16 protein-coding genes and 2 riboswitches are annotated in these 17156 nt (G+C 29.3%); of the genes, 2 read left to right on the forward strand and 14 right to left on the reverse strand.

Annotated elements, in window-relative coordinates:
- Nucleotides 1-151 precede the first annotated feature (151 nt).
- The gene (locus RWY47_RS01785; RefSeq protein ID WP_168931929.1) at nucleotides 152-1879 is read left to right on the forward strand and encodes an NADH-dependent [FeFe] hydrogenase, group A6; all 1728 of its coding nucleotides are present in this window, start codon (nucleotides 152-154) and stop codon (nucleotides 1877-1879) included.
- A 178-nt stretch (nucleotides 1880-2057) separates the two neighbouring features.
- On the opposite strand, the gene RWY47_RS01790 is transcribed toward RWY47_RS01785, so the two are convergent.
- From RWY47_RS01790 to RWY47_RS01850, 13 genes are all read right to left on the reverse strand, one after another.
- Complete coding sequence (locus RWY47_RS01790) at nucleotides 2058-3332, reverse strand: 5'-3' exonuclease (RefSeq protein ID WP_150842300.1); 1275 nt, start codon at nucleotides 3330-3332, stop codon at nucleotides 2058-2060.
- A 164-nt stretch (nucleotides 3333-3496) separates the two neighbouring features.
- Nucleotides 3497-6190: a magnesium-translocating P-type ATPase gene (gene mgtA, locus RWY47_RS01795; protein ID WP_206198402.1), complete on the reverse strand. Its 2694-nt coding sequence runs from the start codon at nucleotides 6188-6190 to the stop codon at nucleotides 3497-3499.
- Nucleotides 6191-6333: 143 nt separating this feature from the next.
- The gene (locus tag RWY47_RS01800) at nucleotides 6334-6477 is read right to left on the reverse strand and encodes a hypothetical protein (RefSeq protein ID WP_160165091.1); all 144 of its coding nucleotides are present in this window, start codon (nucleotides 6475-6477) and stop codon (nucleotides 6334-6336) included.
- A gap of 131 nt (nucleotides 6478-6608) precedes the next feature.
- Nucleotides 6609-6765: riboswitch (M-box (ykoK) riboswitch) on the reverse strand.
- Nucleotides 6766-6872: 107 nt separating this feature from the next.
- Nucleotides 6873-7130, reverse strand: a complete 258-nt coding sequence (locus RWY47_RS01805) for a hypothetical protein (RefSeq protein WP_021430879.1) — start codon at nucleotides 7128-7130, stop codon at nucleotides 6873-6875.
- A gap of 79 nt (nucleotides 7131-7209) precedes the next feature.
- Nucleotides 7210-7719, reverse strand: a complete 510-nt coding sequence (locus RWY47_RS01810) for a DUF6241 domain-containing protein (protein WP_150842305.1) — start codon at nucleotides 7717-7719, stop codon at nucleotides 7210-7212.
- Between the two features lie 235 nt (nucleotides 7720-7954).
- Nucleotides 7955-8557, reverse strand: coding sequence for an energy-coupled thiamine transporter ThiT (gene thiT / locus RWY47_RS01815; protein ID WP_085281524.1), 603 nt, complete (start codon nucleotides 8555-8557; stop codon nucleotides 7955-7957).
- Between the two features lie 16 nt (nucleotides 8558-8573).
- Nucleotides 8574-9194, reverse strand: coding sequence for a thiamine phosphate synthase (gene thiE, locus RWY47_RS01820; protein WP_021430876.1), 621 nt, complete (start codon nucleotides 9192-9194; stop codon nucleotides 8574-8576).
- 12 nt (nucleotides 9195-9206) lie between these two features.
- Nucleotides 9207-9809: an energy-coupled thiamine transporter ThiT gene (thiT, locus tag RWY47_RS01825; RefSeq protein WP_150842304.1), complete on the reverse strand. Its 603-nt coding sequence runs from the start codon at nucleotides 9807-9809 to the stop codon at nucleotides 9207-9209.
- Complete coding sequence (tenA, locus tag RWY47_RS01830; RefSeq protein ID WP_025162789.1) at nucleotides 9797-10474, reverse strand: thiaminase II; 678 nt, start codon at nucleotides 10472-10474, stop codon at nucleotides 9797-9799. Before tenA ends, thiT (RWY47_RS01825) begins: the two co-directional genes overlap by 13 nt.
- The gene (thiM, locus tag RWY47_RS01835; protein WP_150842303.1) at nucleotides 10474-11259 is read right to left on the reverse strand and encodes a hydroxyethylthiazole kinase; all 786 of its coding nucleotides are present in this window, start codon (nucleotides 11257-11259) and stop codon (nucleotides 10474-10476) included. The genes tenA and thiM overlap by 1 nt, the downstream gene beginning before the upstream one ends.
- A 31-nt stretch (nucleotides 11260-11290) precedes the next feature.
- Complete coding sequence (gene thiD, locus RWY47_RS01840) at nucleotides 11291-12094, reverse strand: bifunctional hydroxymethylpyrimidine kinase/phosphomethylpyrimidine kinase (RefSeq protein WP_150842302.1); 804 nt, start codon at nucleotides 12092-12094, stop codon at nucleotides 11291-11293.
- A gap of 90 nt (nucleotides 12095-12184) precedes the next feature.
- Nucleotides 12185-12287: riboswitch (TPP riboswitch) on the reverse strand.
- A 54-nt stretch (nucleotides 12288-12341) separates the two neighbouring features.
- Nucleotides 12342-13598: a dicarboxylate/amino acid:cation symporter gene (locus RWY47_RS01845; protein ID WP_150842301.1), complete on the reverse strand. Its 1257-nt coding sequence runs from the start codon at nucleotides 13596-13598 to the stop codon at nucleotides 12342-12344.
- Between the two features lie 321 nt (nucleotides 13599-13919).
- Nucleotides 13920-14801 carry an SH3 domain-containing protein gene (locus tag RWY47_RS01850; RefSeq protein ID WP_150886125.1) on the reverse strand — a complete coding sequence of 294 codons (882 nt, stop codon included), beginning with the start codon at nucleotides 14799-14801 and terminating at the stop codon, nucleotides 13920-13922.
- Between the two features lie 262 nt (nucleotides 14802-15063).
- Here RWY47_RS01850 and RWY47_RS01855 point away from each other — a divergent pair, with 262 nt between their 5' ends.
- Entirely contained in the window at nucleotides 15064-15258 is a 195-nt protein-coding gene (locus RWY47_RS01855; RefSeq protein WP_150842298.1) for a hypothetical protein, read from the forward strand.
- A 184-nt stretch (nucleotides 15259-15442) separates the two neighbouring features.
- On the opposite strand, the gene RWY47_RS01860 is transcribed toward RWY47_RS01855, so the two are convergent.
- Nucleotides 15443-16891 (reverse strand): amino acid permease, encoded by a 1449-nt coding sequence (locus RWY47_RS01860; protein WP_021430868.1) that lies wholly within the window; start codon nucleotides 16889-16891, stop codon nucleotides 15443-15445.
- Nucleotides 16892-17156 lie beyond the last annotated feature (265 nt).

Raw genomic sequence — 17156 nt, forward strand, 5'->3', positions numbered from 1 at the left:
GTGAAATATTGTAAAAATTCTTTCAAATCCAAATAATTTTTATTTAACAAATATTATTTTAATTGCCCGCTACCCAATATTTTATAGTATAATCATTTTAAGTTCGACTTTTTTAACAAATATAAAATATCATAATATAGGAGTTAATACAATGAGTTTTATTAATATATTTTTAAATGATACCAGTGTAAAGATTGATAAAAATAATACAATACTTGAAATTTCAAAATCTTTAAATATAGATATACCACATTTATGTAATTTAAAATTTAAAGACATAAATATAAATGAATGCGCTTCATGCGGAGTGTGTAAAGTTGAAACAAATTTAGGATTAGTTAACTCTTGTTCTTCTTATCCTATTGAAGATATGAGAATATACACTCATTCTAAAAAAGCAATAAACGCTCGTAAAGAGGCTGTAGAAAAAATGCTTGAAACACATCCTCAAGACTGTTTATTATGCGAAAAGCATCATGATTGTACGCTACAATCTATAGCTGCTGATTTAGGTATAAGAAAATTAAATGTTAATAAACCATCTTTAAGATATGAAATAGATAACTCTAGTAAATCTATAGTTAGAGACCCTGAAAAATGTATTCTTTGTAGAAAATGTGAAGTTATGTGCAATAAAGTTCAAACAGTTGGATTATTAACTGAAATTAATAACGGCTGTAAGACTGTTATTAGTTCTGCAGAAAAATCTTTAGCAAACACATCTTGTACATATTGTGGGCAATGTGTTGCAGTTTGTCCTACTGGTGCATTAACAGAAGTTAATAATATAGGTGATGTATGGAACGCCATAGATGATAATAATAAAAAAGTCGTTGTTCAAATAGCTCCTGCAGTTAGAGTTGCTCTTGGCGAAGAGTTTGGTATGGAAATTGGTTCTATAGTTACTGGTAAAATAGCTACAGCTCTTAGAAAGTTAGGGTTCGATTTAGTTTTCGATACAGACTTTGCAGCTGATTTAACTATAATGGAAGAAGCAAATGAATTTTTAACTAGATTACAAGCTGGTGAAAATCTTCCTATACTTACAAGCTGTTGTCCAGCATGGGTTAAATTTATAGAACATCAAAAACCAGAACTTTTAAATCATCCTTCTTCATGTAAGTCTCCACAACAAATGTTTGGAGCAATAGCAAAATCTTATCTAGCTGAAAAAATTAATAAAAAACCTGAAGATATGTATGTTGTAGCAGTTATGCCTTGTGTAGCTAAGAAATTCGAGGCTTCTCGTGAAGAGTTATCTGTTGATAATATCCAAGACGTAGATAAAGTTATAACTACGAGAGAACTAGCTAGAATGATAAAAGAAGCTGGCATAAACTTTGATTCTTTAGCAGAAAGTGATTTTGATCATCCACTTGGAGAGTCTACAGGTGCTTCTGTAATATTTGGTACAACTGGTGGGGTTTTAGAGGCTGCACTTCGTACTGCTTATGAGTGGATAACTAAAGAAACTTTAGAAAAAGTTGAATTTAAGGAATTAAGAGGAATAAAAGGTATAAAAGAAGCTACTTTAAATATAAATGGAATGGATGTTAATGTAGCAGTTGTATGTGGATTAGGTAATGCAAGAAACGTTTTAGATCAAATAGAAGCAGGAACTTGCAAATATCATATAATAGAAGTTATGGCATGTCCAGGAGGATGTGTTGGTGGTGGTGGTCAACCATACCACAATGGAGATTTTGATATAGTTAAAAAACGTGCACAAGGTTTATATCAAATAGATAAAGATAAACCTTTACGTAAATCTCATGAAAATCCATCTATTATAAAATTATATGATGAATATTTAAAATCACCTGGAGCTCATAAGGCTCATCATATACTTCATACTCATTACGTTAAAAGAGAAAAGTAAAAAACACAATTTATATAAATAAAAAGGAAATCTCAAAACAAGTAACATTAATGTTGCTCAAGTTAGAGATATAGTTTTTGCTCCCAAAGCTGGAAAGATGCTTTGAAGGTCGCTAAAACCTATATCTCTAACTCTAGCTTATTTAAAAAGTTGTTTTAAGATTTCCTTTTTCTGTTTTTTATAATTTTATGCTTTTCATTTCGTACTTATCTAGTTGTTCTCTTAATATGTCTTTGTCTATATTTATTTTTAGGTCATCTAAAGTTAAACCTACATCTATATCGGTTTTTATTGTTGCTAACTTTTTAGACATAAATGCATTGTCTTTTTCTGCAACTAACTTTTTCATAGGATTTCTTATTCCTAATTCATTTTTCCAATCTGTTGCTTTTAACTTTAGCCCTTTTTCATCTAATCCTTCTATATCTTTATATATATCTTCTAGTGTATTATATTTTTGAAGTAAAGGTATACTTGTTGTATCTCCTAATCCTTTTATACCTGGAATGTTATCTGAGGAATCTCCAGATATAGATTTATAGTCAATTATTTGATGAGGTTTTAATTTTTTAACTTTCTTTAATAAATCAACTGTATATTCAAATGTGTTGTTTGGTAAGTTACATTCTTTCAAGTTTATATCACAAGTTTTAGCTATATCAGTTGCTTTTGATGTATTCATCCATACAACTGTGTTGTGGTCAACTAATTGTAAATAATCTTCATCTTTAGTGTATAGCGCAACTGGAATTTGATCTTGGAATTGCTTTGATAAACTTCCTGCAAAGTCATCAGCTTCAAATACATTGCTATAATCTTCACTTGGAGTTGAAATTAAAACCTTAACCCCTATAGTTTCAAGCATTTCTCTTAATAAATCATATTGTTCTTTTAAAGGAACTTCTATAGGTTTTCTTGTTCCTTTGTAATCATCGTATATTAACTTTCTAAAAGTCATTCTAGTAGAATCTAGGCACACTGCTAAGTGTGTAGGCTTTTGCTCTTTTATCATAGATAGCATAATTTGCATAAACCCAAAAACTCCGTTTGTATATATTCCATCTTTTGTTTGAAGTATCTTATCATAAAATTGTTCTTTTTCTTCAATTGTTTTAGCAAACATTATTTGTCTTGGAAGTCTTGCAAAGTAACTTGTACTAAGTAATGATGACCCATCTATAATAAGTAGTTTTTCTTTATTATTATCTTTATCTATTTTTAAATATTTAACTTTTTCACTTTCTTTTATTTCAATATTTTTAGTTTCCTTAACATCTTTTATTGTATCTATTTCTTCTTTTATATTATTAGCTTTTTTATTTTTCGTTCTAAAATCTGTATTTAATCTAGATCCAACATAACTATTAAGTCTTATATGATCTCCTCTAGATAATTCAGATTCTTTGATTTTTTCGTTAGCTTCTTTTTGTTCTAATAAATCAAATAAATCCATAATTCTCTCCTCTTTTTTAATGGTCATTAATCTCAATGTATTAATTATAACATATACATTTTATTATTTTGAAATTATAGATGTATTAACTATATTTACTATAGAAAAAGAAGGATATATTGCCTTTTATCAGCTCAATATATCCTTCTTTTTTATTCAGTCATTTATAATAATTCCCCATATTTTCTTATATATATTTTTTTAACTATAGTAACTAAAACCATATATGCTATTATTGTAGCTATTAACCATGCAAAGTATATCATTGGCATAGGATAAAGGTTTAATGCACTTCCAAATGGAGTATATGGTATTATTGTTCCTACAGCTATACCCATAGTTGTTAATATAAGTAGTGGAAGTGATGCTCTACTTTGAATAAATGGTAATTTTGGTGTTCTTATCATATGAATTACCAATGTTTGAGACCATAATGATTCAACAAACCATCCTGCATTAAATAACATCATGAATAAAGTTTTGTCTACTCCCGGATCATTATATCCACCACCTAATACAGCAGGACATATAACAAAGTACATTAATAGATATGTTGTTATATCAAATACTGAACTTGTAGGTCCTATCCATTTCATAAAGTTACCAATTGATGCTGCTTCCCACTTACGTGGTACTTTTAAGTAATCTTCATCTACATTATCCCATGGTATTGACATACAAGATATATCATATATAAGGTTTAGCATTAATAATTGAACTGGAAGCATTGGTAAAAATGGTAAGAATATACTTGATGCTAATACACTAAACATATTACCAAAATTTGAACTTGCAGTCATTTTTATATACTTAATTATATTTGCATAAGTTTTACGACCTTCTTTTATTCCATTTTCAAGAACCATTAAATCTTTTTCAAGTAATATTATATCTGCTGACTCTTTTGCTATATCTACACCTGTATCAACTGATATGCCAACATCTGATTTTCTCATAGCTGGTGCATCGTTTATTCCATCTCCCATGAATCCAACTACATGACCATTGCTTCTTAACATTGATACAACTCTAGATTTTTGCTCTGGTGAAAGTTTTGCAAATACATTTGTACTTTCTACTACTTCTTTTAATTCTTCATCTGACATTACTTCAACTTGATGTCCAAGTATTATATTACTTACATCTATTCCAACTTGTTTACATACATATTTAGTTACTTGTTCATTATCTCCAGTTAATACTTTTACATCTACTCCATATTCATTTAAAGTTTTTATAGCTTCATATGAAGACTCTTTTGGAGGATCTAAAAATGCTATATATCCAACTAAAATCATATCTTTTTCATCAGCTGTTGAGAATTCTGTATTTTTTGATACGTTAGCTTTTCTAGCTACACCTATAACTCTCATACCTTTACTGTTTAGATCTTCTACTGTTTTTAAAACTTTTTCTTTTAAGTCCTCAGTTAAATCAACTATTTCTCCTCTATACTCCACCTTACTTGAAATGTCTAACATCTCTTCTACCGCACCTTTTGTTAGTAGCTGATTATTATTATTTTCATCATTTAATACTACTGACATTTTACGGCGAGTGAAGTCAAATGGAATTTCATCAACTTTTTCATATGAACTTACAATCTCAGCTAAATTCTTTTTCTCTCCATATTCAAGTATAGCTACATCTAGTAAATTTCTAAGCCCTGTTTGGAATTTACTTATTAAATATCCATGTTTTAAAACACTTAAATTTTCATTACCTTCAACATCTAAATGACGCTCTAATATTATTTTATCTTCTGTCAAAGTTCCTGTTTTATCAGTACATAATACATCTATAGCTCCGAAATTTTGAATAGAGTTTAAATTTTTAACTATAGCTTTTTTCTTAGACATTGCTACTGCACCTTTTGCAAGATTTGTAGTAACTATCATAGGTAACATTTCAGGAGTTAATCCTACTGCAATTGATATACCAAATAAGAATGCTTCTAACCAGTCTCCATCAGTTAATCCATTTATTATGAAAATTGTTGGAGCCATTATTGCCATAAATTTGATTAAAATCATACTTACTGAGTTTACACCTTTATCAAAACTTGTTTCTTCTCTTTTTTCTGTAACTATATCAGCTATATTACCTATAAAAGTGTCATCTCCTGTAACTACTACAACTGCTGTTGCTGATCCACTTATTACATTAGTTCCCATAAAAGCTAAGTTTTCAAGTTCAAGTATAGATTGGCTCATTACAGAAACTGTTTCTAGTTCTTTTCCAAACTTTTCAACAGGTTCAGATTCTCCAGTCATTGATGCCTGGCTTATAAATAAATCCTTAGATGATAATATTCTTATATCTGCTGGAATCATATCTCCTGCAGCTAATTTTATCAGGTCTCCTGGAACTAGTTCATTTATTGGAACTTCTACTTCTTTTCCACCACGTAATACTGTAGCTGTAGTTATTATCATTTCTCTTAGCTTTTTACCTGCATTACTTGATTTTCCTTCTTGAACAAACTTTAATACTCCACTTAATGTGACCATACTACCTATTATAATTACAGCTGTTAAACTTCTATCCTCTGGAGCGGCTATAACAAAGTCTGTTATAAATGATATTAGTGCAAGCACTACAAGTATTATTGTAAATGGGTTTACAAATGAATTAAATAATCTCTTATACCATGTATCATTGTTTTTATCTGTTATTTCATTTAATCCATAATCTTCTATTCTATCTTTAGCAATTTTATCACTTAGTCCATTTGAATCTGTTTGTAAAAAATCAAATAATTCTGTTTGTGATAATACCGCAGCTTTTTTTAATTTAGTTTCTGTTAAATTTCTTCTTTCCTCTTTTTTCACTTCTATTTTTTTTGTTTTCATGTTCATGATTTTCATATTATTCCCTCCTCACTATTTTGCAAGTGCATGAGAATAAATGACAAAATAAATGCCTGTTACTATATTTTTAGTAAACAGGCAGCATAAATAAAACTCTTGTGCTTTATTTTTAAAGTGAAAACAAAATGAACTTACATAGTTAGTATACAAGTAAATAGCATATTACTTTTACTAACTGTTTTGTTTTCAATTTTATAATAAAAATAGAGCCAATCTGAGTCTTCTTCAAATTCTATGCCATCTGTTCTCATACACAACCTACTTTCTAAGTCCACTTTATTTTCACCTCCGTATTTTAATTTAATTCATTTTTAATGTTTTTTGATTTTTTAGCATCAAAAAATCCTCGTTTCTTTTGGTAAACGAGGATAATGAAAGCGTAATTAAAAAGTATCTTTTACATATACTTAATAATCTTCGTCCAAGCTTTAGCTTCTTAGGGCAATGTAATTGCATTAGAATACGCCTTCTCCGACGTATACTGCTAACCATCTAATAGTGTCTCCACTATTTCGCGGCAGCAACCCGTATCCCTAAGGTAACCTCACCTACCGAAACTATTTAGTTATATCTTACTTCCCTTTCATTATATTCAGAACTTTTAAAATTGTCAACTCTAAAATCAAAAAAGTTCTAAGACTTTTTAGTCTTAGAACTTTTTTATTAATTACTATGCATCAAAGTCTACATGAACTTTTCCTATCGGAGTGTTTATATCTATGTAAGATAAGTTAAAGTTTTCATCCATAACATCTATCTTATATTCAAAAAATAAATCGTCTTCTTTCTTAGACATAAATATGTAGCTTCCATTCTCTTTTTCTTCTATTTCATCACATATTTCTTCGTATATTTCTTCTCCACTTACATAGCCATTATAACCTGCAGCTTTTATTTTATCTTCTATTAATTTATATATTTCTTCCATTTATTTACCTTCTTTCTATATATCTATAAAATACAGTCTACAATCAGTTTTTATATATTGTCAACTATATATACATATTTTATTTATAATACTTTTCTTTTAATCTATTTATCTCATATTCATCTCTATCGATAGCTCTTCCTACATTTCCATCTAGCATCTTCCAAGCCGTGTTATGAACTTCTTCAACTTCAACAAAGTTTCCTTTTTTCCACTCGTTTAAAGATTTTATAAAAAATTTATGAGGTCCTAATTGAGCTTTATCTAATATATATATCATCTTATCTACATTCTCTGGATTCGGTTCTAAAAACCCTACCCTTTTGTTCTTTTTAGACTTTATAACTGGATTAGATATCCAATGCACCAAGCTATATATTTCTTCGTCCTTATACTCAAATTTTTCTGAAGATTTCGCTCTATCATACGTCTTGTTTAAAATTTCTTGAATTGACCCTGAATATTCAAGACTACTACTAACATTTTCATCTAATTTCACTTTCTTATCGTCTTTTAAAACATTAACCCCAACAATCAAAGCTCCAACTAAAATTAAACTCATTACCCCTATAATTATTTTCTTCCCCATTAAACCCCTCCAAACTTATATTTACATACTCCTCTATTTTAATATTTTTGTAGGATTATGTACACCCTTGCCCCCCACATCCACATACCACTTCCTAAAAAGAAAGATAAATATAAGTTAACGAAAGTGTGGGTGATTATATAAGTTTTAGCGCCTTTTAAAGCATCTTTCCAGCTTTAGAAGCAAAACTTATATAACCACCCACATCTATTTTTCGTAACTCTATTTAACTTTTTTAATTACCACTTACATTTATTGCTCTATTTAATCGTTCAAGTGGAAGTATCCCAATTATAAGTGCAGACAATAATCCCTCTACGCCTTGACTTGATACATTATACAAGAATGAGTATACAAATACATTCATTCCTTCTGGAGCATAATCTCCAAAGAATACACATCCTGATATTATATTCATAGATACACTAAGAACTACAGCAAATAAACAACCTAGTATAACTTTTGATTTCTTATCTTTTCCAAATGATCCTGCTAATCCAAGTAACATTGTCGGTAATATATAGTCTAGTAAAAATTGTGCTGGATGTATTATATACACGCCCTTTAATAATTTTAATACTCCATAAATAAGTCCACCAGTTATACCGACCGTGTTTCCAAATAAAACTGAAAGTAACATTGTTGGTAACATTGAAAATAAAGATATTCCTCCACCTTGTGGATATTTTATAAACTCTATCATACTAAGTATATATGATATTGCACTAAACATACCTATCATAACAACTGTTTTGGTAGTGAATTTAGTATTTTTTAAACCTTTTAGATAGTATATAAAAAATCCTATACTACCTAATATTATGATTGCATTTATCATAATTCACCTCCCGTATCTATTTTTGCAAAGACTTTGTCCATTTTAAACACTCATTATATATATCATCGCACTTTAATATAGCCGATACTATTGCATATCCATCTATGTTTATACCCTTAAATGTATCTATGTTATCTAAATTTATACCACCGATTAAAACTTTAGGTATATCAAGCTTTTCATCAATTTCTTTTAGTTGATCTACTGTAACTATTGTAGCATCATTTTTAGTAGTTGTATTAAACATAGCTCCTACCCCTATATAATCTGCTCCACCATTTTTTGCAACAGTGGCTTCCTCTATATTATGAGCTGATATTCCTATAATTTTATCTTTTCCTATTAATCTTCTCACTTCTTCTAAAGGTATATCACTTTGTCCAACATGAACACCATCTGCATCACAAAGCATAGCAATGTCTACTCTGTCATTTATTATAAATAAAGCATCATATTTTTTAGTAAGAGCTCTTAATTTATATGCTTTTTCTAAAAACTCTTTTCCATTTGCATTTTTTTCTCTTAATTGTAAAGTTGTTACCCCACCTTTTAATGCATCTTCTACACATTTATAAAAATCTCTTCCATTTAGTATTTCTGAGTCAGTCACTAAATATAATTTTAATTTTTCTTCCATTTTGTTCTCCCTTTAATTAGTTGATAATTTCAACACTTTTTGAAATCTTTTTATAGGTAATAAAACTAGTATTAGACTCGAAAGTAATCCTTCAACTCCTGCGCTTGATATATTATATATACAAGAATAAAGTACTATGTTCATTCCCTCTGGAGCATACTGTCCAAAATATACTACTCCTGATATTATACTTATCAATACACTTAAACTACTTGCAAATAAGCATCCTTTGAACATATCGCTTTTTTTCTCTCTTCCAAATTCTCCAGCTAATCCAAGCGCCATATTTGATAATATATAATCTAGTAAAAATTGTGCTGGATGCACTACATAAGCTCCATTTAATAGTTTTAGTAATCCAAATATCAATCCACCTGTTAGCCCTGCCTCACGACCATATAATATAGCTAGTAGCATCGTAGGTAGCATTGAAAATAACGTTATACCTCCACCTTGCGGATACCTTATGAATTGTATCATATAAAGTATAAATGATATAGCACTAAACATAGCGATCATTACTATCTCTTTAGTAGAAAACTTCTTTTTATTTATATCTTTTGCATACATAAATAACATTACTAAACTTATTATTATAATTACTACGCTTGACATTTTTTCTTCGCCTCTTCATATGCCATATTCCAAAAATCTAATTCATATAAGCTTGATTTAACAAATATTTCTTTAAGCTTCTTTGTCTCATCTTCAGTTAAATCTTTACATAACTCATTTGTGTATTCTAACCAATCTATTAATACATCATCAAATTCTTGATCTGCATACATCTCTATCCATTCTTTATAATAATTATTATCTAAATTATCTTTATAAGTTTCATATAAATAATGGCCTATATAATTGTAACTCCAGTTACAAGGTAACGTAGCCATTACAATTTCTTTAACTCCTCCTGTTAATGAAACAGCTTGCATGTAACTTGTATAGCTACTTGAAACTAGTTCATATCTACATTTTTCAGCCTCAATTGGAGGTACTCCTAATTTTTTCATATATTCAACATGTATAGCAGTTTCGTCTTCCATAGACCCCTTAGCAGCTTTATTGAAAAACTTCATTTCTTTAACTGTATCTGCTTTTATTACTCCCATTGCAAAAACTTTAGCAAATTCTTTTAAATATAAGTAATCTTGTATAAGATATCTTTTAAATTTATCTTTTGGTAAAGTTCCTTCTCCTATTTCTCTTACAAATGGATGATTTAAATAACTTTCCCATATATCTTTAACTTCTTCAAACAAGCAATCTGTAAATTTCATTAAAATACCTCCACCCTTGAAGACTCTTTTAACTTATCTTCATTTAATTTATATATATTGTCCATTAAATTTACTTTAAAGCTTCCAATTCCTATATTATCTATATCTGCTAATTCTCCACATAAACTCATTGTAAGAACACCCATTGCTGCAGAATTTAAATTTTCATTACTAGCTCCTAAATAACTACCTATTAAACTAGCACTCATACATCCAGTACCTGTTATTCCTTTTAGTTTAGGAGTTCCATTATGTATTTTTATAATTTTATCGCCATCAGTTACTACATCTACTTTTCCAGTAGCTACTACCACACATTCTAGTTTTTTAGCAACTTTCTTGATAATATCGTCTATGTTTTCATCATCGTCAAATGAATCTACACCTTTTCCTTTTACATTAAATCCACCTATGTACTTAATTTCAGCTGCATTCCCTTTAATTACATCAAACTTTACTTCGTTTAATAAAGTTTTTACTAACAAAGATCTTGAAGGTGTTGCAAACACCCCTACTGGATCTAATATAACTGGCTTTTTATGCTTATTTGCTATTTTCCCAGCCTTTATAAATAATTCTCTATGAGAGGAATTCATTGTTCCAATATTTATTACTACAGAACTTGCAATAGGTATTATTTCTTCTGCTTCTTCATAAGAATAACTCATCAGCGGACTTGCACCTATAGCTAAAGTTATATTTGCACAATCATTAATTGTAACTTCGTTAGTGTAATGAAGTACTAATGGGTTAATTTCTTTAACTTCATTTAATAATTCAAACATAATTTCATCTCTCCCTTTTAAATGCTTATATCTATTTATTTGAGTCAAATTTATAAAAATGGTGTACTGGTCCTACTCCTCCACCTATATCAAAGCTATGTCTTATAGCGTTAGTTATATAGTCTTTTGCATTTGAAACAGCTTGTACTATATCAAATCCTAGTGCTAAATTTGCAGTTATTGCAGATGATAAAGTGCATCCTGTTCCATGAGTGTTTTTTCTATCCAATCTTTCGCTTTTATAAATTTCAAATGTATCCTTTCCTATTAAAACGTCTACTGCATCCCCATCTAAGTGTCCACCTTTCATTAACACATACTTAGGTCCTAGTTCTAATATTTTTTTCCCAACTAATTTCATGTCATCTAGATTATCAATTTTAATCCCTGTTATTTCCTCAGCCTCTAATGTATTTGGTGTTATTATGTATGCTTTAGGTATAAGATATTTTATTAAATTATCTTTAGCCTCAGGTTTTAAAAGTGAATATCCACTTTTAGATATCATTACTGGATCTACTACTAAGTACTTTGGATTGTACTTATCTAAAGATTCAACAATTGCCTTTATTATTTCTGGGCTAGATACCATTCCTATTTTTACTGCTTTAGGTGGTATATCATCAAATACTACCTCTATTTGTTTTTGTATTATTTCTTTACTTAAATCCTCTACTAAAAATACTCCATGAGTGTTTTGAGCAGTTATAGCTGTTATTACACTCATTCCATAAGTTCCTATAGCACTAAATGTCTTTAGGTCTGCTTGTATACCTGCACCTCCTGATGAATCTGAACCTGCTATCGTAAGTGTTGGCACTTTATACTTTTCCATTAGATGTTTCCCCCTTGATTTTTGTATTAAAAAAAGCTATATTCCTGTAGGAATATAGCTTTTAATTTACTATGCAAATAAATTTCATTTGTATATTTAATAAAGCTTTCCTACGCTGGCATTATCCAGATCAGGTTTAAGGGTTAATGAATAAATTCATCTCTCAGCCTTTGGGGCACCCCTAGCTATTCATTTTAGATTACAGTTTAATTATAGCTCACTAAATTTATATGTCAATAAAAATTTATTACGCTACTTCTGCTGCATCTATATTAGTTACTTCTAACTCTTTTTCACTACTTGCAACTACAAGTGTACAAGTATTATCTCCCATAACATTTACTGTAGTTCTAAACATATCTATAATTCTTTCCACTCCCATTATAAGTCCGATACCTTCAAGTGGAAGTCCTACTGATTGAAGCACCATTGATAGCATTATCATACCAACACCTGGAACTCCTGCTGTTCCAACTGATGCTAAAGTTGCTGTTAAAACTATTGTTAACATATCATTAATACCTAAATGAATTCCATAAACTTGTGCTATAAATAAAGCTGCTACGCCTTGCATTATAGCTGTTCCATCCATGTTTATAGTAGCTCCCATAGGTATTGTAAATGAACGTATACTTTTACTAACTCCCATTTCTTCCATAAGCTCTAGACTTACTGGAACAGAAGCATTACTTGATGCAGTTGAAAAAGTAACTGCAGCTACTTTTGAAAATTTACGTACAAATCCAATAAAACTAACTTTTGTAAATACTTTTAACGCTCCTCCATAAACCACTACTACGTGTAGTAATAGTCCAAATAATACAACTAATATATATTTAACTAATGATCCTATTGCATCTGCTCCTACTGTAGAGAAAGTATTTGTAATGAGTGCAAATACTCCAAAAGGTGCAAACATCATTATTACACTAACCATTTTCATACAAACTTCATTTGCGCACTCAAATAATTTCTTTAAAGGTTTTGCCTTTTCACCTACTAAACTTATTGATACTCCTGTAAGCATTGCAAAGAATATTATCTGTAACATTTCACCTTTTGCAAAAGCCTCTATAGGGTTTGATGGTATCATGTTTAATATTATTTCTGATAGTGACTGATTTTTTGCTATTGTAGTAGATTGACTAGCTACAGTTCCTAAATCAAGTCCTGCACCTGGCTTTAATAAAACTCCTAAAGCTAATGATATACAAATAGCTACAGCTGTTGTCATTAAATAGAATCCCATAGTTTTAAATCCAATTCTACCTAATTTCTTTATATCTTCCATAGCAGATACACCGCATACTAATGAAACAAATACTAGTGGCACTACCATCATTTTTATAGCTTTTGTGAATCCATTCCCTATTACATTTATAATTCCACCTAATAAAACTGTATCTTTAATATAACTACCTGGCATTTTGCTAAGTATTACACCAAATAACATTCCTAAAAATAATCCAATTAATATTTTACTCGTTAATCCAAGTTTCCTCATATGTGTTTCCTCCATCTCTTTATCATATTAATATTATACACTAAAAATCGACTTTTTTGTAATTTTTTAAAGTTTAAGTGCATCAAAATACATTTTAACTTAATATAATTAAGTCGGTATGTTTTTGACTTTATTATATTTTGTCTATTTGTGATATAACTTTATATATATTCTAAAATCAGCTTAAAAAACTTAATTTTCAAACCATTACATTTTTTAACTTATTTTTATTCATACATATACGATTATTCTTTATATTTTTAACAAAAAAAGACGGTACGTAAGTAACTTTACTTAACGTACCGTCTTTTTTTATGTTAATTATTTTAATATTTTTATTTCCATGTTTTGTCTTCCGAACTTAACACATTCTGCTTCACTGTTCATAAATATATCTATTCTTTTACCTTTTATAGCACTTCCACAATCTTCTGCTGTAAATACCATGTCAAACTTAGGTATATATACTTTTGTTCCATATGGTATTACCGTTGGGTCAACTGCTATAGTTCCCCATTTAGGAGTAGTTCCTGTTGAAGTTATAGTATCTCCAGCATATGCTGTTGCTTCTATAGACATTGATGTTCCATTGTTGTTATTAGATGAAGCTTCTGCTTGTGAGTTAGAAGATTCATTTGTTGTTGCATCAGATACTGTAGACGCACTCTTAACTTCTTTAATTGTATCATTAGCTTGTTGTTTAGCTTGGTTTTGTTCTTGTTCTTTAGCTTGAGATTCTGTTAAAACATAATCACCACAAACCCATCCTTCTTTTTTATCATCTAATTTAATTCTGTACCAATTATCTTGTTCTTCTAAAAGTTTAATTTCTGTATTTTTGTCTAATGTATCTAATTTATCATGTTCTGTAGCTGGCCCTTTTCTTACATTTAATTTGCTAGCAGTTACAGTTCCATTTTCTTTATCAGTATAATCTCCACTTACCCATCCTTCGTTTCCATCAGTAAGCTTAATCTTATTCCATCCATTATTTGTTTCTAATATTTCAACTACCATACCTCTGTCTAATGATCCCACTCTTTGCTCTTCTATTGATGGACCTTTTCTTACATTTAACTTCTCTGCTTTAACTACTTCTCTTTCTGCTGCATATATATTACTTGTAGATGTATAAAGTCCTCCTACAACTAATCCTAATGCTAATATTAATGATGATTTCCTCGCTCTTTTATTCATACTCATAGTATCCCTCCAGTTAATTTAAATAAATAAAAAATTATATATTATTGACCATTATGTCTTGTAAAATTCGTATTTTATGAATTTGTTACTTTTCTGTAACTTTTAATTAATGATAATATATTTTTGGGCCTTTGTAAACACATTTTCTATAATTACCAGAAAAAGGGTTACAAATTAGTTACAAATTTAGTAACAATTTAATGTTTCATACCTCTAAGGATGAGTGTATAAATATCCATATATTAATATGGAGGTATTAAATATGATAAGTTTTTGCTCAATGTGTTCTGGTGTTAGCGAGGATGAATTAAAAAGAGCTTTATTAGAAGTTGATATAAAAGAAGATTGTATATGTGAATGTGGATCAGAATTTACAGCTTATGTAGATAGTGAATTAATAACAGCAAAAAATAAAGAAGACCTTATAGCTCAGACTCTAGAAATATTAAATAAGTAATCATTTTTAAATTATTTATTTAATAAGGTTAGGTAAGGTTCTATATATACACTGACAAAACGTTAAAGCTAATCTTTTCGGCTTTAGTGCAGGAAGTGTATATATAGAACCTATCCCTAAATAACAAAAAAATGAGTGAAGTTTCCTTCACTCATTTTTTATATCTATTTATTAACTAAGTTTATTAGTTAGATGCATTTTCACTTCCATTAGTTTTCTTAGCTATAACAGGTAATATTAATCCTATTCCCATTAATACTATAGGTGTTATAACATTTAAAGAAACTCTAAATATCCATTCTTTACTAAATGCAGGAACATCTGTTGGGAACATACCCATTATACAAGCAAATGCTGTAAATCCAAAACACCAAGCTCCAACTAAGAATCCTAATTTATCACTCTTTATAAACTTGTATTCAGTTTTAAATTTACTACTCATCTTCTTAAGACCCATGTAAGCTAAGAATACCCATAAGTATCTCATTGGCATTACAACTGAGTTTAATTTTAATAACCAGTTAAATAACTCATTAGTGTTACCTATTCCTAATGCTGGTATTACTATTAATATAGAAACTAATATAGCTGTCATTATATATCCATTAACTAAAACACCATTCTTATTTGTTTTAGATAATTTCTTAGGTATAAATCTAGAATCAGCTTCTCCTAATAATACTCTAAGCGGAGCATCTATTGAGAATACTAAAGCTGATAATTGTGCTGCAGTATTTGCTAATGCATAAACTATAACAAATAAGCTACCTAATCCATAATGTTCTCCTAATAATTGGAATGCATAGTATTGACCATTCATCATTAAGTCTTCTGGTATAGCGTTAGCATTGAACATCATACCCATAGCTATTGATCCTAAAAGTGCACATACAGCAACCATTCCAGCTAAAACTAACATTCCTTTAGGGAAGTTTTTAGATGGGTTTTTAGTATTATTTACGTATGGAGCTATTTTTTCGCATCCTCCAACAGCAAATACTAGCATTGATAAAGTTGTTAAATATGCAAAGTCAAATTTAGGAATAAATGACTTAGGTGTTATATCAGGCGTTGCAACATGTCCAGTTATAGCTGGAGCTGCTAATCCTAATACTATGTATAATAAAGACATAACAAACATTGACATACCTGCTACGTTACCTATAACCTTTAATACTTTTACTCCCTTTGTTGAAATATATAAAAATATTAAAAATACAACAAGTACCATTCCTTGTAATATTAAAGGGTTTAATTCCTTTAATGTTGTAGCAAGTTCTCCTGATGGACTAACTGCCCAAGAAAGTGCTATTAATAATGCTTGTGGTTTTTGTGCTAAATACGGTACATGAACAACCCAGTAAGTCCACCCTGCCATAAATGCAAGCATTGGTGTTGTAGTTGAACTTATCCAAGCTGAAACTCCACCTTGAGAATCTTTAAATGCAGACCCTAGTTCCCCAACCATTAATGTGTATGGTACAAAGTATAAAGCTATCATAAATATCCATGAGAATACTACAGTAAGTCCTTGATTTGCAAAGTTATTAACAACATTTCCAAATCCCCATACCATAACAAATCCCATTAAGGCAATATTTTGCCAAGTTAAATTTCTATTTTGATCAGACATTGATCTTTTACCTCCCAAAATTTGTATGATTACGGTTTCTATTATATATTGTTATAAGTTATTGTCAATACACTATTGTAAATCGTTTTCTTCCTGTATTTCCCTTCTTTTTTCTCAATCTTTTGACAATTAATTTTTTCTATTCACAATCTTTTCAAAATCTAAACATATATATTTTATTAATTTTCATTATTTTTTTAAATTAGTATTATTCATGCATTTAGTTATATATTATATTAATTTTTTTTGATATATTTTTTATTAC

The organism is Paraclostridium sp. MRS3W1, assembly GCF_032465715.1.
Lineage (GTDB): Bacteria > Bacillota > Clostridia > Peptostreptococcales > Peptostreptococcaceae > Paraclostridium > Paraclostridium dentum.